The sequence below is a fragment of the Metapseudomonas resinovorans genome (assembly GCF_002003485.1).
GTDB lineage: Bacteria > Pseudomonadota > Gammaproteobacteria > Pseudomonadales > Pseudomonadaceae > Metapseudomonas > Metapseudomonas resinovorans_D.
The window spans coordinates 47,181-69,744 of sequence record NZ_BDMA01000012.1; the positions used below are offsets into that span (position 1 = coordinate 47,181).

Annotated in this window: 21 protein-coding genes; 20 read left to right on the forward strand and 1 reads right to left on the reverse strand. The window is 62.6% G+C overall.

The window, feature by feature from the left end; all coding sequences use genetic code 11:
• Positions 1-6: 6 nt before the first annotated feature.
• A complete protein-coding gene (gene flgE / locus MnOB_RS02970; protein WP_077521860.1) occupies positions 7-1,344 on the forward strand; it encodes a flagellar hook protein FlgE in 1,338 nt (445 codons plus the stop codon).
• Between the two features lie 153 nt (positions 1,345-1,497).
• Here the strand turns inward: flgE and MnOB_RS28745 are convergent, their stop codons facing one another.
• Positions 1,498-1,704, reverse strand: a complete 207-nt coding sequence (locus tag MnOB_RS28745) for a hypothetical protein (RefSeq protein ID WP_158713764.1) — start codon at positions 1,702-1,704, stop codon at positions 1,498-1,500.
• Here MnOB_RS28745 and flgF point away from each other — a divergent pair.
• From flgF to fliG, 19 genes are all read left to right on the forward strand, one after another.
• Positions 1,703-2,446 carry a flagellar basal-body rod protein FlgF gene (gene flgF, locus MnOB_RS02975; protein WP_077522070.1) on the forward strand — a complete coding sequence of 248 codons (744 nt, stop codon included), beginning with the start codon at positions 1,703-1,705 and terminating at the stop codon, positions 2,444-2,446. The two genes, MnOB_RS28745 and flgF, sit on opposite strands and share 2 nt — an antisense overlap.
• 45 nt (positions 2,447-2,491) lie before the next feature.
• Positions 2,492-3,277, forward strand: a complete 786-nt coding sequence (gene flgG, locus MnOB_RS02980) for a flagellar basal-body rod protein FlgG (protein WP_077521862.1) — start codon at positions 2,492-2,494, stop codon at positions 3,275-3,277.
• 18 nt (positions 3,278-3,295) lie between these two features.
• The gene (gene flgH, locus MnOB_RS02985; RefSeq protein WP_077521864.1) at positions 3,296-4,009 is read left to right on the forward strand and encodes a flagellar basal body L-ring protein FlgH; all 714 of its coding nucleotides are present in this window, start codon (positions 3,296-3,298) and stop codon (positions 4,007-4,009) included.
• A gap of 11 nt (positions 4,010-4,020) precedes the next feature.
• Positions 4,021-5,121: a flagellar basal body P-ring protein FlgI gene (locus tag MnOB_RS02990; protein WP_077521866.1), complete on the forward strand. Its 1,101-nt coding sequence runs from the start codon at positions 4,021-4,023 to the stop codon at positions 5,119-5,121.
• A gap of 9 nt (positions 5,122-5,130) precedes the next feature.
• Positions 5,131-6,297, forward strand: a complete 1,167-nt coding sequence (gene flgJ / locus MnOB_RS02995) for a flagellar assembly peptidoglycan hydrolase FlgJ (RefSeq protein WP_077521868.1) — start codon at positions 5,131-5,133, stop codon at positions 6,295-6,297.
• A gap of 10 nt (positions 6,298-6,307) precedes the next feature.
• Positions 6,308-8,359 (forward strand): flagellar hook-associated protein FlgK, encoded by a 2,052-nt coding sequence (gene flgK, locus MnOB_RS03000; protein ID WP_077521870.1) that lies wholly within the window; start codon positions 6,308-6,310, stop codon positions 8,357-8,359.
• Between the two features lie 11 nt (positions 8,360-8,370).
• The gene (gene flgL, locus MnOB_RS03005) at positions 8,371-9,621 is read left to right on the forward strand and encodes a flagellar hook-associated protein FlgL (protein ID WP_077521872.1); all 1,251 of its coding nucleotides are present in this window, start codon (positions 8,371-8,373) and stop codon (positions 9,619-9,621) included.
• A 545-nt stretch (positions 9,622-10,166) separates the two neighbouring features.
• Complete coding sequence (locus MnOB_RS03010) at positions 10,167-11,684, forward strand: flagellin (RefSeq protein ID WP_077521875.1); 1,518 nt, start codon at positions 10,167-10,169, stop codon at positions 11,682-11,684.
• Between the two features lie 76 nt (positions 11,685-11,760).
• Positions 11,761-12,126 carry a flagellar protein FlaG gene (locus MnOB_RS03015; protein ID WP_199824442.1) on the forward strand — a complete coding sequence of 122 codons (366 nt, stop codon included), beginning with the start codon at positions 11,761-11,763 and terminating at the stop codon, positions 12,124-12,126.
• 85 nt (positions 12,127-12,211) lie between these two features.
• Positions 12,212-13,627, forward strand: coding sequence for a flagellar filament capping protein FliD (gene fliD, locus MnOB_RS03020; RefSeq protein WP_077521879.1), 1,416 nt, complete (start codon positions 12,212-12,214; stop codon positions 13,625-13,627).
• The gene (gene fliS / locus MnOB_RS03025) at positions 13,627-14,025 is read left to right on the forward strand and encodes a flagellar export chaperone FliS (RefSeq protein ID WP_077521881.1); all 399 of its coding nucleotides are present in this window, start codon (positions 13,627-13,629) and stop codon (positions 14,023-14,025) included. Before fliD ends, fliS (MnOB_RS03025) begins: the two co-directional genes overlap by 1 nt.
• A 59-nt stretch (positions 14,026-14,084) precedes the next feature.
• The gene (gene fliS / locus MnOB_RS03030) at positions 14,085-14,465 is read left to right on the forward strand and encodes a flagellar export chaperone FliS (protein WP_077521883.1); all 381 of its coding nucleotides are present in this window, start codon (positions 14,085-14,087) and stop codon (positions 14,463-14,465) included.
• A gap of 29 nt (positions 14,466-14,494) precedes the next feature.
• A complete protein-coding gene (gene fliT, locus MnOB_RS03035; RefSeq protein WP_077521885.1) occupies positions 14,495-14,791 on the forward strand; it encodes a flagellar protein FliT in 297 nt (98 codons plus the stop codon).
• Positions 14,792-15,010: 219 nt separating this feature from the next.
• A complete protein-coding gene (locus MnOB_RS03040; RefSeq protein WP_077521887.1) occupies positions 15,011-16,483 on the forward strand; it encodes a sigma-54 dependent transcriptional regulator in 1,473 nt (490 codons plus the stop codon).
• A gap of 111 nt (positions 16,484-16,594) precedes the next feature.
• The gene (locus MnOB_RS03045; RefSeq protein ID WP_077521889.1) at positions 16,595-17,800 is read left to right on the forward strand and encodes a sensor histidine kinase; all 1,206 of its coding nucleotides are present in this window, start codon (positions 16,595-16,597) and stop codon (positions 17,798-17,800) included.
• Between the two features lie 6 nt (positions 17,801-17,806).
• The gene (fleR, locus tag MnOB_RS03050; RefSeq protein ID WP_077521891.1) at positions 17,807-19,222 is read left to right on the forward strand and encodes a sigma-54-dependent response regulator transcription factor FleR; all 1,416 of its coding nucleotides are present in this window, start codon (positions 17,807-17,809) and stop codon (positions 19,220-19,222) included.
• 192 nt (positions 19,223-19,414) lie between these two features.
• Positions 19,415-19,747, forward strand: coding sequence for a flagellar hook-basal body complex protein FliE (gene fliE, locus MnOB_RS03055; RefSeq protein WP_077521893.1), 333 nt, complete (start codon positions 19,415-19,417; stop codon positions 19,745-19,747).
• Positions 19,748-19,761: 14 nt separating this feature from the next.
• On the forward strand, positions 19,762-21,552 hold the full coding sequence (gene fliF, locus MnOB_RS03060) for a flagellar basal-body MS-ring/collar protein FliF (RefSeq protein WP_077521895.1): 1,791 nt from the start codon (positions 19,762-19,764) through the stop codon (positions 21,550-21,552).
• Complete coding sequence (fliG, locus tag MnOB_RS03065; protein ID WP_077521897.1) at positions 21,545-22,561, forward strand: flagellar motor switch protein FliG; 1,017 nt, start codon at positions 21,545-21,547, stop codon at positions 22,559-22,561. The genes fliF and fliG overlap by 8 nt, the downstream gene beginning before the upstream one ends.
• The last annotated feature ends 3 nt before the right edge of the window (positions 22,562-22,564 follow it).

Here is a 22,564-nt window from a genome sequence, read left to right on the forward strand (position 1 = left end):
ATAGAAATGGCGTTCAACATCGGTCTCAGCGGCCTGCGTGCAGCGACCAGCGACCTCAACGTCACCGGTAATAACATTGCCAACGCCGGTACCGCCGGCTTCAAGCAGTCCCGTGCGGAATTCGCCGACGTCTATGCCGCTTCGGTGCTGGGTACCGGCAAGAACCCGCAGGGTAGCGGCGTGCTGCTGGGCGACGTGTCCCAGCTGTTCAACCAGGGCAACATCAACTACACGCAGAACGCCCTGGACCTGGCCATCAACGGCAACGGTTTCTTCCAGACCAGCAACAACGGCGAGGTCAGCTACACCCGCGCCGGCTACTTCGGGACCGACCGCAGCGGCTACATCGTCAACAACTTCGGTTACCGCCTGCAGGGCTACGGCATCGACGGTAACGGCAATGTGCAGAATGGCGTGGTCAGCGACCTGCAGGTCCAGACGTCCAACCAGGCACCCAAGGCCACCACCGAGGTCGCCCAGAAGTTCAACCTGAACTCCACCACCAAGGCGCCGACCAACACCCCGTTCGACCCGAGCGATCCGACGACCTACACCTCGTCCACCTCGGTCAACATCTATGACTCCCAGGGCAATGCCCACGTCATGACCCAGTACTTCATCAATAACTCGGACCCGGCCGCGACACCGCCGGTGACCAACAACTGGACCATGGCCGTGCTGGTGGATGGCCGCAATCCGTCCAACCCGACCAGCACCGACCCGCACACCACCAACCTGTTGTTCAATGCCGACGGCAGCCTGAACACCGCCGGCATGGCGGCGGGTGGCGAGCTGAACTACGACCCGGCCACCGGGCTGATGAATCTGGATGACTGGGTGCCCGCCGTATCCGATGGCGGCACGCCGGCCAACTGGTCGGCCAACGGCGCCACCGCCGACGCCGGCGGCATCAGCGTCGATATCCGCGGCTCCACCCAGTACTCCAGCGCCTTCGCGGTGAACAGCATCAGCCAGGACGGCTACACCACCGGGCAGTTGGCGGGCCTGGAAATCGACGATACCGGTGTGATCTTTGCGCGCTACACCAACGGCCAGTCCAAGGTGCAGGGCCAGGTGATCCTCGCCAGTTTCGCGAACGTCCAGGGCCTGACCCCGGTCGGCAAGACCGGCTGGGTGCAATCGTTCGAGTCCGGTGAGCCCATAGTCGGTACGCCACGTTCCGGCACCCTGGGTGCTCTCCAGGCGGGCGCCCTCGAAGACTCCAACGTCGAGCTGTCGGACCAACTGGTGAACCTGATCGTCGCCCAGCGCAACTACCAGGCGAACGCCAAGACCATCCAGACAGAAGACGCCGTAACCCAGACCATCATCAATCTCCGCTGATAGTTCGTAGGGTGCGCCGCGCGCACCGATACCGGCGTTGGGGGTAATGTCTTTGCCAAGGCATTGCTTCGCCCCGGTGCGCATGGCGCACCCTACAGTCCGCGTAGCCTGGTAGCTCGGTGGGGTGGGTCTCGCCCCGCCAGCGGAGCCCGATTACCGGACTCCATGCGGCAAATCCCCTTGCCGCTGGCGGCATCCCCTCGCCGCCAGCGCTTTGACAAGGCCCTGCAAAGGGCCTTTTTCTTTTCTGAAAAATCCTTTTATTTCAATTGCTTGCTTGTGAATTTCGAGGTTGGCATGCGGCTTGCTGGATAGCTTGCACAGCGCCAAGGGCGGCAACGCCCACTCGGAGAAATTCATGGACAAGATGCTTTATGTCGCAATGAGCGGAGCCAGCCAGAACAGCCTGGCTCAGCGTGCTCATGCCAACAACCTGGCGAACATTTCGACTTCCGGTTTCCGCCGCGATTTCGAGCAAGCGCGTTCCATGCCGGTGTTCGGCGACAGCTTCCCGTCGCGGGTCTATGCCATGACCGAGCGCCCCGGCACTGACTTCACTCCCGGCGCCCTGCAGGAAACCGGCCGTGACCTGGATGTCGCCGTGGAAGGGGAGGGTTGGGTTGCGGTTCAGGCCCCCGACGGCAGCGAAGCCTATGTGCGCACCGCCAGCCTGCAGATCGATGCCCTTGGCCAGCTCCGCACCGGCAATGGTTTGCCGGTCATGGGCAATGCCGGTCCCATTGCCATTCCGCCGGAGCAGAAAGTCGAGATCGGCCAGGACGGCACCATCAGCATCCGTGCCCTGGGCGAGGCGCCCAACGTGGTGGCCGAGGTGGACCGCATCAAGCTGGTCAACCCAGATCCCAAGCAGCTGGAGAAGGGCGCCGACGGCCTGATCCGCGTCAAGGACCCGCTGCAGCCGGTGCAGGCCGACGCCAATGTCCGCGTGACTTCCGGCTTCATTGAAGCCAGCAACGTCAACGCCGTGGAAGAGATGACCGCGATCCTGTCGCTGTCCCGCCAGTTCGAGCTTTCCGTGAAGATGATGCGTACCGCCGAAGACAATTCTTCGGCAATGGCGCGGGTCTTGCAGCTCAGCTAATCACCAGTACGCGGCGCCATGTTTCCGGCGCCCGAGGAGAAGAAAATGCTTCCGGCACTCTGGGTCAGCAAAACCGGCCTGTCCGCCCAGGACATGAACCTGACCACCATTTCCAACAACCTGGCGAACGTTTCGACCACGGGCTTCAAGCGCGACCGCGCCGAGTTCGAGGACCTGCTGTACCAGATCCGTCGTCAGCCGGGTGGCCAGACCAGCCAGGACAGCGAACTGCCCACCGGCCTGCAGCTGGGTACCGGTGTGCGCATCGCCGGCACCCAGAAGATTTTCACCCAGGGCAGCCTGCAAACCACCGAGCAGCCGCTGGACATGGCCATCAACGGTCGCGGCTTCTTCCAGGTGCTGATGCCCGATGGCACCGTCGCCTACACCCGTGACGGCAGCTTCCACTTGAACTCCGACGGCCAGATCGTCACCTCTCAGGGCTTCGCCCTGGAGCCGGCCATCGTCCTGCCCGCCGAAGTGCAGACCTTCACCGTGGGCGAAGACGGCACTGTCTCCGTGACCACCACCGGCAACCCCGCTGCCCAGATCATCGGCAATATCCAGACCGCCGACTTCGTCAACTACGGCGGCCTGCAATCCATCGGCAACAACCTGTACCTGGAGACCGCCGCCAGTGGCGCGCCGCAGGTCGGTACTCCGGGCCTGACCGGTCTGGGCGTGGTGCAGCAGAACACCCTGGAAAACTCCAACGTCAGCGTGGTCGAGGAGCTGGTGAACATGATCACCACCCAGCGCGCCTACGAGATGAACTCCAAGGTCATCTCCACCGCTGACCAGATGCTCGCTTTCGTCACGCAGAACCTGTAACGCCCTGAGGTAGTTGTCATGAACCGGCTGATCATTCTCCTCCCGCTGCTCGGCATCACCCTGATCCAGGGCTGTGTGCAACCTGCGCCGCGACCGAACGATCCCTACTACGCGCCCGTGCTGCCGCGCACTCCGCTGCCTGCCGCACAGAGCAACGGCGCCATCTACCAGGCCGGTTTCGAGACCAACCTCTACGACGACCGCAAGGCCTATCGCGTGGGTGACATCATCACCATCACCCTCAACGAGCGTACCCAGGCCAGCAAGAACGCCAACTCGCAGATCCAGAAGGACAGCAACGCCAACATCGGCCTGACCTCGCTCTTCGGTGGCGGCGTGTCGGTGAACAACCCGAACGGCGGCCTCAATCCGCTGGATGCCGCGCGCCTGTCCCTGGACGCCGAATACAACGCGACCCGCGATACCAAGGGTGATTCCAAGGCGGGGCAGAGCAACAGTCTGTCCGGTTCCGTCACCGTCACCGTGTCCGAAGTGCTGCCCAACGGCATCCTCGCGGTCCGCGGCGAGAAGTGGCTGACCCTGAACACCGGCGATGAGCTGGTGCGCATTGCCGGCATGGTCCGCGCCGATGACATCGGCACCGATAACACCGTGCCGTCCACTCGCGTAGCCGATGCACGCATCACCTATTCCGGCACCGGCGCCTTCGCCGACGCCAGCCAGCCGGGCTGGTTCGACCGGTTCTTCATGAGCCCGCTGTTCCCGTTCTGATGAGGCCGACCATGAAGCGACTGATCACTGCCCTCTGCCTGCTGCTCGTTGCCGGCCTGGCCCAGGCCGAGCGCCTGAAGGACCTGGCGAGCATCCAGGGCGTGCGGACCAACCAACTGATCGGCTACGGCCTGGTAGTCGGCCTGAACGGCTCGGGTGACCAGACCACCCAGACGCCGTTCACCCTGCAGACCTTCAACAACATGCTGGCGCAGTTCGGCATCAAGGTGCCGGCCAACGTCGGTAACGTGCAGCTGAAGAACGTCGCGGCCGTGTCCATCCACGCCGACCTGCCGCCCTTCGCCAAGCCGGGCCAGACCATCGACGTGACCGTTTCCTCCATCGGCAACGCCAAGAGCCTGCGCGGCGGCAGCCTGCTGATGTCGCCGCTCAAAGGTATCGACGGCAACGTCTACGCCATCGCCCAGGGCAACCTGGTGGTGGGCGGATTCGACGCCGAGGGCAGCGACGGTTCCAAGATCACTGTCAACGTTCCGTCCTCCGGGCGCATTCCGTCCGGCGCCACCGTGGAACGCCCGGTGCCGAGCGGCTTCGAGCAGGGCAGCTTCCTCACCCTGAACCTCAACCGCCCGGACTTCACCACGGCGAAGAACATCGTCGACAAGCTCAATGAATTGCTCGGCCCGGGCGTCGCCCAGGCGGTCGATGGTGGTTCGGTACGGGTCAGTGCGCCGCTGGACCCGGGCCAGCGCGTGGATTACCTGTCGGTGATCGAGAACCTGGAGATCGAAGCGGGCCAGGCTGTGGCCAAGGTCATCATCAACTCGCGTACCGGGACCATCGTCATTGGCCAGAACGTGAAGGTGCAGCCAGCCGCCGTAACACACGGCAGCCTGACCGTGACCATCACCGAAGACCCTATCGTCAGCCAGCCGGAAGCCTTCTCCGGTGGCCAGACTGCGGTAGTACCGCGCTCCAAGGTCAATGCCGACGAAGAAGCCAAGCCGATGTTCAAGTTCGGTCCCGGTACCACCCTCGACGAAATCGTGCGTGCTGTTAACCAGGTGGGCGCTGCGCCGTCCGACCTGATGGCCATCCTCGAAGCGCTGAAGCAGGCCGGCGCCCTGCAAGCCGACCTGATCGTGATTTAAGGGAAAGCGATGAACGCGAAATTCTCCGCAGGTCTCGCCAGCGGTTCCAAGGTGGACAGCGGCGCCTACACCGACCTGAACCGGCTCAGCCAGTTCAAGGCCGGCAAGGATCGCGACAGCGAGGCCAATATCCGCAAGGTGGCCCAGGAGTTCGAGTCTCTGTTCCTCAACGAGATGATGAAATCCATGCGCCAGGCGGGTGAAGCCTTCGCCGAAGGCAACTACCTGAACAGCAACGAGACCAAGACCTACCAGGAAATGCACGACCAGCAGCTGGCCGTGACCCTGTCCAAGCAGGGCGGCGTCGGCCTGGCCGATGTGCTGACCCGGCAGTTGTCCAAGACCAACAAGTCGACGGGGCCGAATCCCTTTGCCCAGGTGCAATCCGGCGTCCAGGCCAACTGGCCGGCGCAGGGCAGCGAGCAGGTGGCGAAGGCCGAATCCTCGGGCTTTGCGGAACGTGACGACTCCAAGCTGCTCAATCAGCGCCGCCTGGCACTCCCCGGCAAGCTGAGCGATCGCCAGGCGGCGGGCATCGTGCCGTCGCCCGAACAGCTGGCCGGCACCTCGCTGGCCGGCAAGGACTGGTCCCCGGCGCAGGCCTACGCCGCGCCTGAGCGCGAAGTGGTCGGTGCCGAGGCAGCGGAAAGCGCCAAGGGTACGGGCAAGCGCGCCTTCGCTTCGCGCAACGAGTTCATCGACACCCTGCTGCCGATGGCCGAGAAGGCCGCCGAGCGAATCGGCGTCGACCCCCGTTACCTGGTGGCCCAGGCAGCGCTGGAAACCGGCTGGGGCAAGTCGATCATCCGCGAAGGCGATGGCACCAGCAGTCACAACCTGTTCGGCATCAAGGCCCACAAGAGCTGGGACGGCGATTCCGCGCGGGTCATGACCACCGAGTACAAGGGCGGCAAGGCGGTCAAGGAAGCGGCATCGTTCCGTTCCTACAACTCCTTCGAGCAGAGCTTCCACGACTACGTGAGCTTCCTGGAGAACAACGACCGCTACGACAAGGCGCTGAATTCCTCCGAGAACTCCGAGCAGTTCGTTCGCGAGCTGCAGAAGGCCGGTTACGCCACCGACCCCCAATACGCCCGCAAGATTTCCCAGATCGCCCGCGGTATGCAGGTTTACCAGGCCGTTGCTGCAGTCGACAGCACGACCACCAGGATATGAGGCTTGAGTCATGGCTGACTTACTGAACATTGGCCTGTCGGGACTGCGCGTGAGCCAGACACAGCTCACCGTCACCGGCCACAACATCTCCAACGTCAATACGCCCGGCTTCACCCGGCAGAGCGCGACGCAGTCCACGACCCTGCCGCAGTTCTCCGGCTCGGGTTATATCGGCAGCGGCGTGACCCTGACGGATATCCGCCGCAGCTACAGCGAATTCCTCACTGCGCAGCTGCGCAACACCACTTCGCTGAGCAGCGATGTGGATGCCTACAAGAGCCAGATCGACCAGCTCGACTCGCTGTTGTCCGGCACCACCACCGGCATCACGCCGTCGCTGAAGAGCTTCTTCGCGGCCATGCAGACTGCCGCCGAGGACCCTGCCAATATGCCGGCGCGGCAGCTGGTGCTGTCCGAGGCCGAAGGGCTGGCGCGCCGCTTCAATACCGTATACGACCGGCTGAGCGCGCAGAACGACTCGCTGAACAAGCAGATGTCGTCGGTGGCGGACCAGGTGAACCGCCTGGCCGGCTCCATCGCCAGCCTCAATGACGCCATCGCCGTCGCCTCTTCCAACGGCCAGGTGCCCAACGACCTGCTGGACTCCCGCGAGGAAGCGATCCGTCAGCTTTCCACCTATGTGGGCGTCAGCGTGGTGCCGCAGAGCGACGGCACCCAGAGCATCTTCGTCGGCACCGGCCAGCCGCTGGTGGTGGGTAGCTCCGCCAACCGCCTGGAAGCGGTGCCTGGCAAGGGCGACCCCAGCCGATTCGAACTGGAGTTCGTCAGCGGCGATTCCCGCCAGGGCGTCACCACGCTGCTCAGCGGTGGCGAACTGGGCGGCCTGATCCGCTACCGCAGCGAGACCCTGGACGCCAGCCTGAACACCCTGGGACGCCTGGCCATGTCCATCAGCGACCAGGTCAACACCCAGCTCGGCCAGGGCCTGGACCTGAAGGGGAAAGTCGGCGCGGCGCTGTTCGGCAACTACAACGACCCGGCCCTGGCGGCACTGCGGGTCAAGGCGTTCGCCGGCAACAGCAATGCCCAGCCCGCGCTGAACATCACCAATACCAGCCTGCTCAACACCAGCGACTACCAGATGGAGTACGACGCCACGGCGACGCCGCCTTATACGGTGCGCCGCCTGAGCGACAACCAGCAGATGGTGGTCAGCGACAGCACCCCGTCGGGCACCCTGACCATCACGGACAGCGCGGGCCGCAACCAGGGCTTCCAGATCGCCCTCGGCGTGCCGCCGCCTACCACGGGTGACAAGTTCGTGCTCCAGCCGACGCGCACCGGCGCCAAGGACATCAGCGCGGTGCTGGACCAGGCCGACCAGTTGGCCTTCGCTGCCCCTCTGCATTCGGAAGCGAATGTGCAGAACAAGGGCACCGGCGCCATCGGCCAGCCCAACATCACCAATACGCTGAACCCCATGAGCCAGGCGCACCTGGCGGCGATCTCGTCCATCACCATGAACTACACCGCTGGCACGCCGGGAAGTCTGAGCTTCTCCGGCCTGCCGCCTGGCGTGACCATCAGCCAGCCGCCGTCGGGAACCTTGAGCGTGACCCCGGGGCAGACCAATCAGCTGAGCTACACCGTGTCGGTCACCACCGGTACTCCGGCCACGACTCAGGAGTACCAGATCACCCAGAGCTTCAGTGGACGCGCGGAAACCGGCGACACTTTCAGTCTCGCTCTGAGCACCAACGGTGTCTCCGACAACCGTAACGCGCTCAAACTGGTGGATTTGCAGACCAAGGCTGCCGTCGGCGTGGACGCCCTGGCGGGTGGCAGCGGCTCCAGCTTCTCCGACAGCTACGGTGACCTCGTGGAGCGGGTAGGCACCCTGACCGCCCAGGCGCGGGTGGACAGCGAAGCCAGCACGGCGATCCTCAAGCAGGCCACGGACAACCGCGACTCCCTCTCGGCAGTGAGCCTGGATGAAGAGGCGGCCAACCTGATCAAGTTCGAGCAGTACTACAACGCCTCGTCGCAAGTCATTCAAGTTGCCCGAAGCCTGTTCGATACCTTGATGAGCACCTTCCGCTAACGGAGCCCGCCATGCGCATTTCCACCATCCAGCAATACAACAATGGCGTGTCGGGCCTGCAGCGGAACTACGCGAACGTCACCCGCACCCAGGAACAGATCAGTACCGGCAACCGCATCCTCACGCCGGCGGACGACCCCGTGGCCTCGGTGCGACTCCTGCAACTGGACCAGCAGCAGGGTGTACTGGATCAGTACGCCTCCAACCTGACGGCGGCCAAGAACAGCCTGACCCAGGAAGAGGTGACGCTGAATTCGGTCAACACCGTGCTCCAGCGCGTGCGCGAGCTGGCGGGAGAGGCGGGCAACGGCGCCCTCAGCGCGGAAGATCGCAAGTCCATCGCCGCCGAGCTGCGTGAGCGCGAAGACGAACTGCTTGGCCTGATGAACACCCGCAACGCGCGAGGCGAGTACATTTTCTCGGGCTTCCAAGGCAAGACCCAGCCCTTCGTGCGCAACGCTGACGGCAGCTACAGCTACGAGGGCGATGAAGGCCAGCGCAAGTTGCAAGTGGCGAGCTCCCTGCAGGTTCCCATCAGCGACAACGGCAAGCGCATTTTCGAGAACGTCATCAATGCTGGGCGGCTGGACAGCGCCGTGACCAACAGCCCCGCCGGCTCCACGCTGAGCCCCTCGGCGCCGTTGGTGCAGGACGAAGTGGCCTTTACCGGCAACCCGCCTTTCCCCGATGCCGGCGTACAGATCGTCTTCGGCAACCCCGACGCCAACAGCTACGAGATCTTCGAGCAGGGCACCACCACGCCGGTGCTTGGTAGCGGCGCCATCGACACGGATGGCACCACCGACGATAAGGTGGTGTTCCGTGGCGTCAGCATCAAGTTCGACGGCGTTCCCGTAGGCGGCGAGACCGTCGAGGTGACCGCCCAGCCGAACCAGCAAAAGCAGGGCATCCTCGACACCATCGCGAACCTGCGCATGGCGCTTGAGAACGCTCCCGATACACCGGCTGGCAACAATGTTGTCCGCGATTCTATTGCCGAAGCCCTGACCAACCTGGACAACGGTATGACCGTGGTCGACTCGGTGCGTGGCGACATCGGCGCTCGCCTGAACGTGGTCGAATCCACCCTGACCGACAACGAAGACGTGACCCTGGTGAACCAGTCCATACAGGCCGACCTGCGGGAACTGGATTACGCCGAGGCGCTGTCGCGGCTATCGTTCCAGTCGGTCATCCTGGAGGCCTCTCAGCAGAGCTACGTGAAAATCGCAGGCCTCAGTCTGTTCAACAAGCTGGGGTAGGGCGACCACGCCGTCGGTCCGCTTCGCCATCCTGAATAGCCCCGTACACCGGGGCTTTTCTCATTTTCAGCGGTTGTTGGCTGGTATTCTGCCGCGTCGTTCTCATGAGTACGATGCGGACGATTACATCCGCGACTACGAGGAGTTCATCTCGCTGTCGGCCGAGCGGGGGCAAGTGCATGATTCGCGCTGCCTACATGTTTCCGTGCGCTCGACCTCGGGCGCATTCCCACCCTCCTGGCTCGCCGACGGTCGCTGAAACATCCTGCCGATGCATCAGACAAGGCTCCGCCCAGTGTTAGGCCTTGCTGCTTTTGACGGCAGGGGAGAGCGACACTCAAGTTTCCCAGTACCGCGCCGAAAGCCTTGTTGGGAGGTGGATGTTGGCAAAGTGGGCTCTGGGTCAAGATTTTTTTAGCGCGACCCCTAAAGCTTCCTCCGACACCGCCGATACGAATTACGAATGCGAACTTTAAGGGTGCCTGGGCACTGCCCACCCAAGGTCGCACGCTCAGGCAAACACGCAGTCCTCGGAGGACACCACCATGGCTTTGACCGTCAATACCAACATTGCGTCCCTCAATACCCAGCGCAACTTGAACAATTCGTCCAACGCGCTGAGTAACTCCATGCAGCGTCTGTCCACCGGTCTGCGTATCAATAGTGCCAAGGACGACGCTGCCGGCCTGCAGATTTCGAATCGTCTCAGCAGCCAGATCAATGGCCTGGGTGTGGCTGTGCGCAACGCCAACGACGGTATCTCTTTGGCGCAGACGGCTGAAGGCGCCCTGCAGCAGTCCACTAATATCCTGCAGCGCATGCGTGACCTGTCGCTGCAATCCGCCAACGGTTCCAACTCGACCAGTGAGCGCCAGGCTCTCAATGATGAAGTCAAGCAACTGAAAGACGAGTTGAATCGTATTGCCGACACCACCACGTTCGGTGGTCAGAAACTGCTGGATGGCAGTTTTGGCACTAAGAAGTTCCAGGTGGGTTCAAATGCCAACGAAACCATTGGCGTTACTGTGAACGGTTCGGGTGCTGCGAAGGTCGGCGCTGACAAGTTCAACCTGGCAGGCACCGGTACGGGCAAGGTTCTCGCGTCCGCTGCCGCTGCTACTCCGGCAGCTGCCGCGATTGGTGGTACCGCTGCAACTCTGACCATCACCGGCGCCAACGGCCAGGCTAAAACTACTGCGAACATTGGTGCGGGTTCTGCCAAAGGAGCTGCGGATGCTATCAACCTCCTTTCCGAAGACACTGGCGTTTCCGCTGATGCGCGGACTCAGGTTGAAATGTCGGGTGTTGGAGTAGGTAACGTTTCTTTCACTCTCACTGGTAATACCGGAGCTGGCAACAGCGCTACGATCAGCGCCATTGTGACCGACGCGAATGACATCTCGGCTGTGGCTAACGCAATCAATGCCCAGAGCTCGAAGACTGGTATTACGGCGACTCTGACTTCTAACAACGCTAAGCTCGAGCTTTCCAGTGAGGCCGGTGACGATATCGTCATTACCAGCTTCAACAACAGTGGTACGGACAAGTCCATTGATCTTCGGTCAGTAAGCTTCGACGGAAAGACCTACTCCGGTGCAGTAGCGATTACTGGCGCATCTGCAACTGATACTGCGCGCGTTCAAGGGAATGTGCAGTTGCAATCCAGCGGAGCTTTCCAGGTCACAGGTACCGGAGCTGAATCCGCTACTCTGGTGGCTGCTGTCGCAACTCCTTATGTTTCGACGCTGGACAAGGTGTCCGATGTGGATATTAGTTCCGCTCTGGGGGCTCAGAACGCCATTTCGGTGATCGATGCTGCTATCGCATCGATCGATAAGAACCGGGCGTCCCTCGGTGCCGTGCAGAACCGCTTCGAGAACACCATCTCCAACCTGCAGAACATCGGCGAAAACGTTTCGGCCGCCCGTAGCCGTATCCAAGACGCCGACTTTGCCGCTGAAACGGCCACCATGACCAAGAACCAGGTGCTGCAACAGGCCGGCACCGCGATCCTTGCCCAGGCCAACCAGCTGCCGCAGGCAGTGCTGAGCCTGCTCCGCTAAACGCTGAGCCGGTTAGTGCCTCACAACGGGGGGAAGCGCTTGCGCTTCTCCCCGTCTTGCCATGAGAGGTGAAGAAATGGACGTAATCAGTGTGAGCGGATCGCCTGTGGGCTCCGGGCTCCGGTTAGTCGGCGGCGACACGGCCAAAGGCGTCGAAGTGGGCGTGCGAGGCATGGAGGGGGGGACGCCGATGAACGAGATGAAGGAGGAATCGGCGTCCTCGGGCTTGGTGGAGAAGGCGGTTTCGACCATCGAAGCTTTCACCCAGAGCATCAGCCGCAACCTGAGCTTCAAGTTGGATGACTCTACTGGACGGGTCGTCGTGACCGTGAGCGATACCGCTTCCGGTGAAGTGATTCGCCAGATTCCCTCCGAGGAGGCCTTGCGCTTGGCTGAAAGTCTTGAAGAGGCGCGCAGCTTGCTGTTCAAGGCGGAAGCCTAAGTTCGTTCCAGGCAAGGCGGCACGAATCTTGACTGCAGTGTGCCCGTGACGGCGAAACGCCAATGAACTGACGAGGTAGAGGGAAATGGCATCGACAACCATCAGCGGCTTGAACTCCGGGCTGAATATCCCGTCGATCGTGGAGAGCCTGGTCGCCGCGGAAAAGGGGCCCAAGGAAGCGCAACTCAATCGTCTGGAAAAGGCCACCACGGCGAAGATCACCGGCGTCGGGCAGCTCAAGAGTGCGATTGCCGACCTGCAGACCATCCTCAAGGACATGAACAAAGCGGAGCTTTTCCAGAAGCGCACCGCAACATCGTCCGACACCAAGCTGGTCACCGCTTCGGCGACCAAGGATGCCCTGGCAGGTACCTACAAGATCGATGTCGAGCGCCTGGCCACCTCCAGCAAGGTGGCGACGGCAACCATCAGCGGCGGTTCCTCCGCCACCTTCGCCAGCGGCGGAGCCCTGACCGTCAAGCTGGGCGACACTGACCTCGCACCGGTCAACATCGCAGCGAATGCCTCGCTCAAAGACATCCGTGACGCCATCAATACCCAGCTCAAGGATCAGGGCGTCAGTGCCAATATCGTCACCGATTCTTCCACAGTCCCGGCGACCTCTCGCCTCATGCTGTCCTCCACCAAGACCGGCAGCGATGCCAATCTGGGCATGACAGGGACCGGTGATCTGGCTGCGCTGAACATCGCCCAGTACGACCCGGACAGTGGTACCCCGCCCGTGGCGAATGTTCATCTCTCCGTCGCGGCCAACGCCAAATTCAGCATCGACGGCCTGGCCATGGAGAACGCAAACAACAGTATCGCGGACTACATCGAGGGCGTGACGATCAATCTGGTCGGACCCACCGAGGCTGGCAAACCGATCACTCTGACCGTGGATCAGGACAAGTCCAGCATCACCAGCAACATCAAGAAGTTCGTCGATGCCTACAACAAGCTGATTACCACGACCTCGTCGCTGACTGCGGTGTCCGCAGTGGGCGAGGACAAGGCGCCGGTTACTGGGGTACTGGTGGGTGATGCCAGTGTGCGTACGTTACTATCGGCAGCACGCAATGAGCTGGCCAATGCCTCGGGTGACGGGGACATTCGCATCCTCGCTGATCTGGGTATCACTACCCAGAAAGACGGCACCCTGAAGATCGACGACACCAAGCTGGGTAAGGCGCTCAATGAGAACTTCGAGTCCGTCGCCACCTTCTTCACTGGTGACACTGGATTGATGAACCGCCTCAATGCCAAGCTCGATCCCTATGCCCGGACCGGCGGGGTACTTGAGCAGCGCCTGAGTGGTCTGAACGGCACCATCAATTCAGTGGATGACCAGCGCGAAGCGCTCAACCGCCGGGTCGAGCAACTGCAAACCCGTCTGCTGGCTCAGTTCAACGCCATGGACAGCCTGGTTGGTCAGCTCAACCAGACCAGCAGTCGTCTGGAACAAGCATTCAAGAGCCTCCCTGGCCTGGTGAAAAGCTAATGAACACTCCGATCGATACCTACAAGCAGGTCATGGCTTCTCCAGACGTCTCGCCTTATCAGGTTGTGCAAATGTTGCTTGGCGGGGCTCTTGAGCGCGTGTCGCTTGCACGACTGGCGCAGCGAGAAGGTAATGCCGAGATTCGTGGTCTGGCCGTGGGCAGCACGCTTAGCATCATTGCTGCATTGCAGACCGGTCTGGATAAGGAGTCGGGCGGGGAAATCGCTGAGAACCTGGACGCGTTGTATGACTACATGACGCGCCGGCTTGCTGGTGTGGCCCTCGACAAGACCCCCCGGCGCCTGGATGAAGTCGAGGCCTTGCTCTGCGAGATCAAGTTGGCCTGGGATGCGATTGGGCCGGATGAAAACCGCGAGATAGATGCAGTTCCTGGCTAAAGCTTTGAGTTGGCTGGCCGATACCTAAGGTATCCAGTCAGACATCAAGGCAAAACACCATGAACGCGATGGCGGCCCTCAAGCAATACCAGTCCGTGAACACCCAGGCCCAAGCCGTGGATGCCAGCCCCCATCGGCTGATCCAGATGCTCATGGAAGGCGGTCTGACTCGCCTGGCCCAGGCTCACGGTGCCATCGAACGTGGGCAGCTGGCGCAAAAAGGTGAGCTGATCGGCAAGGCAATCGCTATCATCGGCGGCCTGCGTGATGGCCTGAACTTCGAGCAGGGCGGCGATATCGCGGCCAATCTCGATTCACTCTACGAGTACATGGTGTCCCGCCTGCTCGAAGCGAACCTGAAAAGCGACGCTGCGCTGGTGGACGAAGTGGCAGGGCTGCTGCGTAACGTGAAAACCGGATGGGATGGCATCGCCCAGTGATGCCGTCCGGGTTGGCCAGGAGAATTCCAATGAATGCATCAGTCCAGCGTCTTGAAGTAACCGGCAGCGCGTTGCGCGATGCCTTGGCTCGCCAGGACTGGGCAGCCATCGGTGAGTTGGACCAGCTCTGCCGCCAGGCGGTCGACGACGCCATGGTCGATGCCGTGGACGATGGCGAAGTACTCGGCGCTCGTCTGGAGGAACTGCTGTCGCTCTATCGCGAGCTGGTGGAAATCTGCCAGGCCGAGCAGCGACGCATTGCCGGGGAACTGGTGCAGATCAATCAGGCCCAGCAAGGGGCCAAGGTGTACAAGCTGTTCGGCTGATGGCCGGGCAGTTCCTATCTGCCACTAGTTCGATATTGCTCTGACAACCGCTTAGCCATTCCGTCGGCTCAACCAAAAAAAGCACGCCATAAAATTGACTCGGCAAGGGTTTTTCACTTTACTAGTGGCCAATTGCCGGTCAAACCCGCCTTTGGGAAGCACCGTCTGTCCATACGTCGCGAAACGCGGCGTTCAGCCCATAAAAGCAAGAACCAGACAATGTGGCGTGAAACCAAGATTCTGCTGATCGACGACAATAGCGATCGCCGCCGCGACTTCGCGGTGATCCTGAATTTCCTCGGGGAAGAGTACCTGGACTGTGCCAGCCACGACTGGCGCGATGTGACCGGTCCCCTGAACTCCAGCCGCGACGTCCTTTGCGTCATGTTGGGCGAGACGAGTGCCAAGGGCGGCGCGCTCGAACTGGTCAAGCAGTTGCTGGCGTGGGACGAGTTCCTGCCGGTCCTGCTGATTGGCGACCAGATCCAGATGGACTGGCCGGAAGACCTCCGCCGCCGCTTGCTGACCAACCTGGAGATGCCGCCCAGCTACAACAAGCTGCTCGACTCCCTGCATCGCGCCCAGGTCTATCGTGAAATGTACGACCACGCCCGCGAGCGTGGCCGCCAGCGCGAACCCAACCTGTTCCGCAGCCTGGTGGGCACCAGCCGTGCCATCCAGCAGGTCCGGCAGATGATGCAGCAGGTAGCCGATACCGACGCCAGCGTGCTGATCCTCGGTGAGTCCGGCACCGGCAAGGAAGTGGTTGCGCGCAACCTTCACTACCATTCCAAGCGTCGCGAAGCCCCATTCGTCCCGGTCAACTGCGGCGCCATTCCGGCGGAACTGCTGGAAAGCGAACTGTTCGGCCATGAAAAGGGTGCCTTCACCGGCGCCATCACCAGCCGGGCAGGGCGCTTCGAGCTCGCCAACGGCGGCACCCTGTTCCTCGACGAGATCGGCGACATGCCGTTGCCGATGCAGGTCAAACTGCTGCGCGTGCTGCAGGAACGCACCTTCGAGCGCGTGGGCAGCAACAAGACCCAGAACGTCGATGTGCGCATCATTGCCGCTACCCACAAGAATCTCGAGCAGATGATCGAGGCGGGCAGTTTCCGCGAAGATCTCTACTACCGCCTCAACGTCTTCCCCATCGAAATGGCTCCTTTGCGTGAGCGGGTGGAAGACATTCCGCTGCTGATCAACGAACTCATCTCGCGCATGGAGCACGAGAAGCGCGGTTCGATCCGCTTCAACTCGGCCGCCATCATGTCCCTGTGCAACCACGACTGGCCGGGCAACGTCCGCGAGCTCGCCAACCTTGTGGAGCGCATGGCGATCATGCATCCCTACGGCGTCATCGGCGTCAGCGAACTGCCGAAGAAGTTCCGCCATGTGGATGACGAGGACGAGCAGCTCAAGGCCAGCCTGCGCGAGGAAATCGAAGAGCGTTCGGCCATCGGCGCCGGCCTGCCCGGCGTCGCTTCGCCGGCGCTGCTGCCGCCGGAAGGCCTGGATCTCAAGGACTACCTCGGCAACCTGGAGCAGGGGCTGATCCAGCAGGCGCTGGACGATGCGTCCGGCGTAGTGGCCCGCGCCGCCGAGCGCCTGCGTATCCGCCGCACCACCCTGGTGGAGAAGATGCGCAAGTACGGCATGAGCCGCCGCGACGAGGAATTGGCGGAAGAATAATTCCGATTTTCCCAAGTCCTTGTTTTTAAAGGGCTAAATTTTAGGCACGAGTATTGCTACCTCTCCCTCGACCGACCGTCTGCTGACGGTCGATGGAGCGAGAGACGAGCAATGAGCCACGCAGTACCCCCCGCACAGAATCCGGAAAACGCCCCCGCTGAACAGTCCAGTCGCGCTGGTCTCGAACAGGCGTTCGCGCTGTTCAATCAGATGTCGACCCAGCTCAGCGAGTCTTACAGCATGCTGGAGGCGCGCGTCACCGAGCTGAAGGGCCAACTGGCCCTGGTCAGTGCCCAGCGCATGCAGGAGCTGGCGGAAAAGGAACGCCTGGCGAACCGCCTGCAGAGCCTGCTCGACTTGCTGCCGGGTGGCGTCATCGTGATCGATGGACAGGGCGTGGTGCGTGAAGCCAATCCCGTGGCGCGCAATCTCCTTGGCCAGCCTTTGGTGGGGATGCTCTGGCGCGAAGTGATCGCCCGCAATTTTGCCCCCCGTGAAGACGATGGCCATGAAATCTCCCTCAAGGATGGCCGCCGTGTTTCCATCGCCACTCGCTCCCTGAATGCCGAACCCGGCCAGTTGGTGCTGCTCACGGACCTGACGGAAACCCGTCGTCTGCAGGACCAGCTGTCCCGCCATGAACGCCTTTCCGCCCTGGGGCGCATGGTCGCCTCCCTGGCCCACCAGATTCGCACGCCCCTTTCCGCGGCCTTGCTCTATGCCAGTCACCTGACCCAGCAGGTCTTGCCGACGGACCAGCAGCAACGCTTCGCCGGGCGCCTCAAGGAACGCCTGCACGAGCTGGAGCACCAGGTCCGCGACATGCTGGTGTTCGCGCGCGGCGAGTTGCCATTGCCGGACCGACTGACGCCTTCTGCCGTGTTTTCCGCCTTGCGCGCCTCGGCTGAATCCCATGTGGAAGGCAAGGAGGTGCGCTGGCAGTGCGACCTCACCGGCGGCGAAGTGCTGTGCAATCGCGACACCCTTGTAGGCGCGATGCTCAATTTGATCGAGAACGCCAACCAGGCTGCGGGTCGCGACCTGCGTCTGAAGGTGCATCTCTATCGCCGTGGCGGCGATCTGCGCCTGTCCATCAGTGACAACGGCCCAGGCATCGACGCCACGACCCTGGCGCGCCTCGGGGAACCCTTCTTCACCACCAAGACCACCGGCACCGGCCTCGGGCTGGCCGTGGTCAAGGCGGTGGCGCGTGCCCACCAGGGCGAGCTGAAACTGCGCTCGCGGCCCGGTCGCGGCACTTGCGCCACCCTGGTCCTGCCGCTGATTCCCGCGGCGCAGTCGGTTACACAGGAGTAAAGGACGATGACTGCCAAAATTCTGCTGGTCGAAGATGACCGCGCCCTGCGCGAGGCCCTGGCGGACACCCTGCTGATCGGTGGCTACGACTTCCGTGCCGTGGACTGCGCCGAAACCGCGCTGGTAGCACTGGGCGAAGAGTCCTTCGGCCTGATGGTGAGCGACGTCAACATGCCCGGCATGGACGGTCACCAGTTGCTCGCCATCGTTCGTCAGCGTTTCCCGCAGCTTCCGGTGCTGCTGATGACCGCATTCGGCGCAGTGGAGCGGGCAGTGGACGCCATGCGTCAGGGCGCCGCCGATTACCTGGTGAAACCGTTCGAACCCAACACGCTGCTGGACCTCGTGGCGCGTCATGCCCTTGGCCGCGTGACTCAGGTCACCCGTGATGGCCCGGTAGCCCTGGAGCCCGCCAGCCGTCAGTTGCTGGAGCTGGCCGCGCGCGTGGCGCGCAGTGATTCGACCGTCCTCATTTCCGGCGAGTCCGGCACCGGCAAGGAGGTGCTGGCGCAGTACATTCACCAGCAGTCGACCCGCGCCACCGGTCCCTTCATCGCCATCAACTGTGCGGCGATTCCGGACAACATGCTCGAAGCCACTCTCTTTGGTCACGAGAAGGGTGCCTTCACCGGAGCTATCGCCAGTGCACCTGGCAAGTTTGAGATGGCCGACGGTGGCACCATCCTGCTCGACGAGATTTCCGAAATGCCCCTGGGCCTGCAGGCCAAGCTGCTGCGGGTGTTGCAGGAACGCGAAGTGGAAAGGGTTGGCGCGCGCCGGCCGATCAGCCTGGATATCCGCGTGCTGGCCACCACCAACCGTGACCTCGCCGGTGAAGTGGCGGCGGGGCGCTTCCGTGAAGACCTCTATTACCGCCTTTCGGTTTTCCCGCTGGCCTGGCGCCCGTTGCGGGAGCGTCCGGCGGACATCCTGCCACTGGCCGAGCGCCTGCTCGCCAAGCACGTCAAAAAAATGAATCACGCCGCCGTGCGCTTCTCCGCCGAAGCCCATGGAGCGCTGCTGGCCCATGGCTGGCCGGGCAACGTACGTGAACTGGACAACGCCGTGCAGCGCGCGCTGATCCTGCAGCAGGGCGGGACTATTCAGCCCCACGACCTGTGCCTGACTGCTCCCATCGGCATGGCCATCGCCCCGGCCGTGTCGACGCTGGCATCCGTGCCGCTTTCCGCGCCCGTGGTTGCGCTGCCGGTAGCCGCCATGCCGGCCGAGGCGCCAAGCGCGCTGGGTGATGACCTGCGCCGCCACGAGTTCCAGATGATCATCGATACCCTGCGTTCTGAACGTGGCCGTCGCAAGGAGGCCGCCGAGCGCCTTGGCATCAGCCCTCGCACCCTGCGCTACAAGCTGGCGCAGATGCGCGATGCCGGAATGGATGTCGAGGCGTACCTCTACGCCAGCTGAAGCTGAAGCTTTTTTGTAGGAGCGAGCTCTGCTCGCGAACAGTCCGCGCGCGATATTTCGCGAGCAGAGCTCGCTCCTACAAGTTCATATCTCCTCGCAAAACCCCTTTCCTGAGCTTTTGGCACCCTTGTTGCAGATACCCCTTCATCGGACCGCGTAGCGTCAAAAAAACGCGGCAGTTGGAGGAATGAGATGAGCCAGGGTGTTGAATTCAATCGCCTGATGTTGGAAATGCGAGCCATGCAGATGGATGCAATGGCCCGTGCCAAACCTGCCCCTGTGGCAGCTCCCGAGGCCAGTGTGCCGAGCTTCGCCGACATGCTTGGCAAGGCGGTCAACAAGGTTGCGGAAACCCAGAAAGTTTCCACTGACATGGCCACCGCATTCGAGGTCGGGCAGAAGGGCGTCGACCTCACCGACGTGATGATCGCTTCGCAGAAAGCCAGCGTTTCCTTCGAGGCCATGACCCAGGTGCGTAACAAGCTGGTCCAGGCCTACCAAGACATCATGCAGATGCCGGTTTGAGGACGGATTGAGAAATGGCTGAAGCCGCTGTTGCAAAGGTTCCCGCCAAGGCAGATGCGCCGGATGCACAGGGAGAGAAGAAGCCGCTGTTCGGCCTGTCCTTCCTGGATAACCTCTCGCAGATGAGCATGCTGCGTCAGGTCGGCCTCCTGGTCGGCCTGGCCGCCAGTGTCGCCATCGGCTTCGCCGTGGTTCTCTGGTCGCAGCAGCCGGACTACCGCCCGCTGTACGGCAGCCTGTCCGGGATGGACGCCAACCAGGTGGTGGAAGCCCTGGGCGCGGCCGATATCCCATACAAGATCGAGCCCAACTCCGGCGCCCTGCTGGTCAAGTCCGACGACCTGGCCCGTGCCCGTATGAAGCTGGCTGCTGCCGGCGTCGCGCCGAGCGACAACACCGTCGGCTTCGAGATCCTCGACAAGGAACAGGGGCTGGGTACCAGCCAGTTCATGGAGGCCACCCGCTACCGCCGGGGCCTGGAAGGCGAGCTGGCGCGCACCATTTCCAGTCTGAACAACGTCAAGGGTGCGCGTGTGCACCTGGCCATTCCGAAGAGTTCGGTGTTCGTCCGCGACGAGCGCAAGCCGACCGCTTCGGTACTGGTCGAACTCTATCCGGGGCGCTCCCTGGAGCCGAGCCAGGTGATGGCGATCGTCAACTTGGTGGCGACCAGCGTGCCGGAGTTGGAGAAATCCCAAGTCACCGTCGTCGACCAGAAAGGCAATCTGCTGTCCGACCAGCAGGAACTGTCCGAGCTGACCATGGCTGGCAAGCAGTTCGACTACACCCGCCGCATGGAAACCCTCTATACCCAGCGTGTGCACAGCATCCTGCAGCCGGTGTTGGGTAACGGCCGCTACAAGGCGGAAGTGTCTGCGGACGTGGACTTCAGCGCGGTGGAATCCACCTCCGAAATGTACAACCCGGATCAGCCGGCCCTGCGCAGCGAGCAGAAGCTCGCCGAGGAGCGCCAGAACAACGGCGGTCCGCAAGGCGTGCCGGGGGCACTGTCCAACCAGCCGCCGGCACCGGGTGCCGCACCTCAGCAGGCCACCAGTACCGCACCGGCCGGCGTACAGCCGGGGCAGCCGCTGCTGGATGACAACGGCCAGCAGATCATCGACCCGGCCACCGGCAAGCCGATGCTCGCACCGTACCCGACCGACAAGCGCGACCAGACCACCCGCAACTTCGAGCTGGACCGTTCCATCAGCTACACCAAGCAGCAGCAGGGCCGCCTGCGCCGGCTTTCCGTCGCAGTGGTGCTGGACGATCAGGTGAAGGTCGACGCGACGACCGGTGAAACCACGCGAGTGCCGTGGACCGCCGACGAGATTGCCCGCTTCACCCGCCTGGTGCAGGACTCGGTCGGCTACGACGCCAGCCGTGGCGATAGCGTCAGCGTGATCAACACCGCCTTCATGAACGACAACGGCGAAGAAGTCATCGAGATTCCCTTCTACACCCAACCCTGGTTCTGGGATGTGGTGAAACAGGTGCTCGGTGTGCTCTTCATCCTGGTGCTGGTGTTCGGCGTGTTGCGTCCGGTGCTGAACAACATCAGTGGAACCAGCAAATCCAGGGAACTCGAAGGTGGTCGCGGCGGCGACGCCGACCTCGGTGAGATGGGGCTGTCCGGCGAGCTGTCGGATGACCGCGTCAGCCTGGGTGGACCGCAAAGCATCCTGCTGCCGAGCCCGAGCGACGGGTATGATGCGCAGCTCAACGCCATCAAGAGCCTGGTGGCCGAAGATCCTGGCCGTGTGGCCCTGGTAGTCAAAGAGTGGATCAACGCCGATGAGTGATACCCGCGCGCCCGCCAAGCTGAACAAGGTCGACAAGGCCGCCATTCTGCTGCTGTCCCTGGGCGAGACCGATGCCGCCCAGGTGCTCCGTCACATGGGGCCGAAGGAAGTGCAGCGAGTCGGCGTCGCCATGGCGCAGATGCGCAACATCCACCGCGAGCAGGTGGAGCAGGTGATGAGCGAGTTCGTCGAGATCGTCGGCGACCAGACCAGCCTGGGCGTCGGCGCCGATGGCTATATCCGCAAGATGCTCACCCAGGCCCTGGGCGAGGACAAGGCCAACAACCTGATCGACCGCATCCTGCTGGGCGGCAGCACCAGCGGCCTGGACAGCCTGAAATGGATGGAGCCGCGTGCCGTGGCCGACGTCATCCGCTACGAGCACCCGCAGATCCAGGCCATCGTGGTCGCTTACCTGGACCCGGACCAGGCGGCCGAAGTGCTCAGCCACTTCGATCACAAGGTTCGCCTGGACATCGTCCTGCGCGTTTCGTCGCTCAACACCGTGCAACCGTCCGCGCTCAAGGAACTCAATCTGATTCTCGAGAAGCAGTTCGCCGGCAATGCCAGCACCACCCGCACCGCCATGGGCGGGGTGAAGCGCGCGGCGGACATCATGAACTTCCTCGACAGCTCGGTCGAAGGCCAGCTGATGGACTCCATCCGCGAAGTGGACGAAGACCTCTCGACCCAGATCGAAGACCTCATGTTCGTCTTCGACAACCTGGCCGATGTCGACGACCGCGGCATCCAGGCGCTGTTGCGCGAAGTGTCCTCCGACGTGCTGGTGCTGGCCCTCAAGGGCTCGGACGAGGCGATCAAGGAGAAGGTCTTCAAGAACATGTCCAAGCGCGCGGCCGAACTGCTGCGCGACGACCTGGAAGCCAAGGGGCCGGTGCGTGTCAGCGACGTCGAGTCGGCGCAGAAGGAAATCCTCACCATCGCCCGCCGTATGGCCGAAGCCGGGGAAATCGTCCTCGGCGGCAAGGGCGGCGAAGAAATGATCTGAGGC

Coding starts and splice junctions, on each gene's coding strand:
- flgF (WP_077522070.1), top strand. CDS start 1,703: ATGGACAAGATGCTTTATGTCGCAATGAGCGGAGCCAGCCAGAACAGC.
- fliD (WP_077521879.1), top strand. CDS start 12,212: ATGGCATCGACAACCATCAGCGGCTTGAACTCCGGGCTGAATATCCCG.
- fleR (WP_077521891.1), top strand. CDS start 17,807: ATGACTGCCAAAATTCTGCTGGTCGAAGATGACCGCGCCCTGCGCGAG.
- flgL (WP_077521872.1), top strand. CDS start 8,371: ATGCGCATTTCCACCATCCAGCAATACAACAATGGCGTGTCGGGCCTG.
- fliS (WP_077521883.1), top strand. CDS start 14,085: ATGAACGCGATGGCGGCCCTCAAGCAATACCAGTCCGTGAACACCCAG.
- fliS (WP_077521881.1), top strand. CDS start 13,627: ATGAACACTCCGATCGATACCTACAAGCAGGTCATGGCTTCTCCAGAC.
- flgJ (WP_077521868.1), top strand. CDS start 5,131: ATGAACGCGAAATTCTCCGCAGGTCTCGCCAGCGGTTCCAAGGTGGAC.
- flgK (WP_077521870.1), top strand. CDS start 6,308: ATGGCTGACTTACTGAACATTGGCCTGTCGGGACTGCGCGTGAGCCAG.
- fliG (WP_077521897.1), top strand. CDS start 21,545: ATGAGTGATACCCGCGCGCCCGCCAAGCTGAACAAGGTCGACAAGGCC.
- MnOB_RS28745 (WP_158713764.1), bottom strand. CDS start 1,704: ATGAATTTCTCCGAGTGGGCGTTGCCGCCCTTGGCGCTGTGCAAGCTA.
- fliF (WP_077521895.1), top strand. CDS start 19,762: ATGGCTGAAGCCGCTGTTGCAAAGGTTCCCGCCAAGGCAGATGCGCCG.
- flgH (WP_077521864.1), top strand. CDS start 3,296: ATGAACCGGCTGATCATTCTCCTCCCGCTGCTCGGCATCACCCTGATC.
- MnOB_RS03010 (WP_077521875.1), top strand. CDS start 10,167: ATGGCTTTGACCGTCAATACCAACATTGCGTCCCTCAATACCCAGCGC.
- flgE (WP_077521860.1), top strand. CDS start 7: ATGGCGTTCAACATCGGTCTCAGCGGCCTGCGTGCAGCGACCAGCGAC.
- MnOB_RS03040 (WP_077521887.1), top strand. CDS start 15,011: ATGTGGCGTGAAACCAAGATTCTGCTGATCGACGACAATAGCGATCGC.
- fliT (WP_077521885.1), top strand. CDS start 14,495: ATGAATGCATCAGTCCAGCGTCTTGAAGTAACCGGCAGCGCGTTGCGC.
- MnOB_RS02990 (WP_077521866.1), top strand. CDS start 4,021: ATGAAGCGACTGATCACTGCCCTCTGCCTGCTGCTCGTTGCCGGCCTG.
- MnOB_RS03015 (WP_199824442.1), top strand. CDS start 11,761: ATGGACGTAATCAGTGTGAGCGGATCGCCTGTGGGCTCCGGGCTCCGG.
- flgG (WP_077521862.1), top strand. CDS start 2,492: ATGCTTCCGGCACTCTGGGTCAGCAAAACCGGCCTGTCCGCCCAGGAC.
- MnOB_RS03045 (WP_077521889.1), top strand. CDS start 16,595: ATGAGCCACGCAGTACCCCCCGCACAGAATCCGGAAAACGCCCCCGCT.
- fliE (WP_077521893.1), top strand. CDS start 19,415: ATGAGCCAGGGTGTTGAATTCAATCGCCTGATGTTGGAAATGCGAGCC.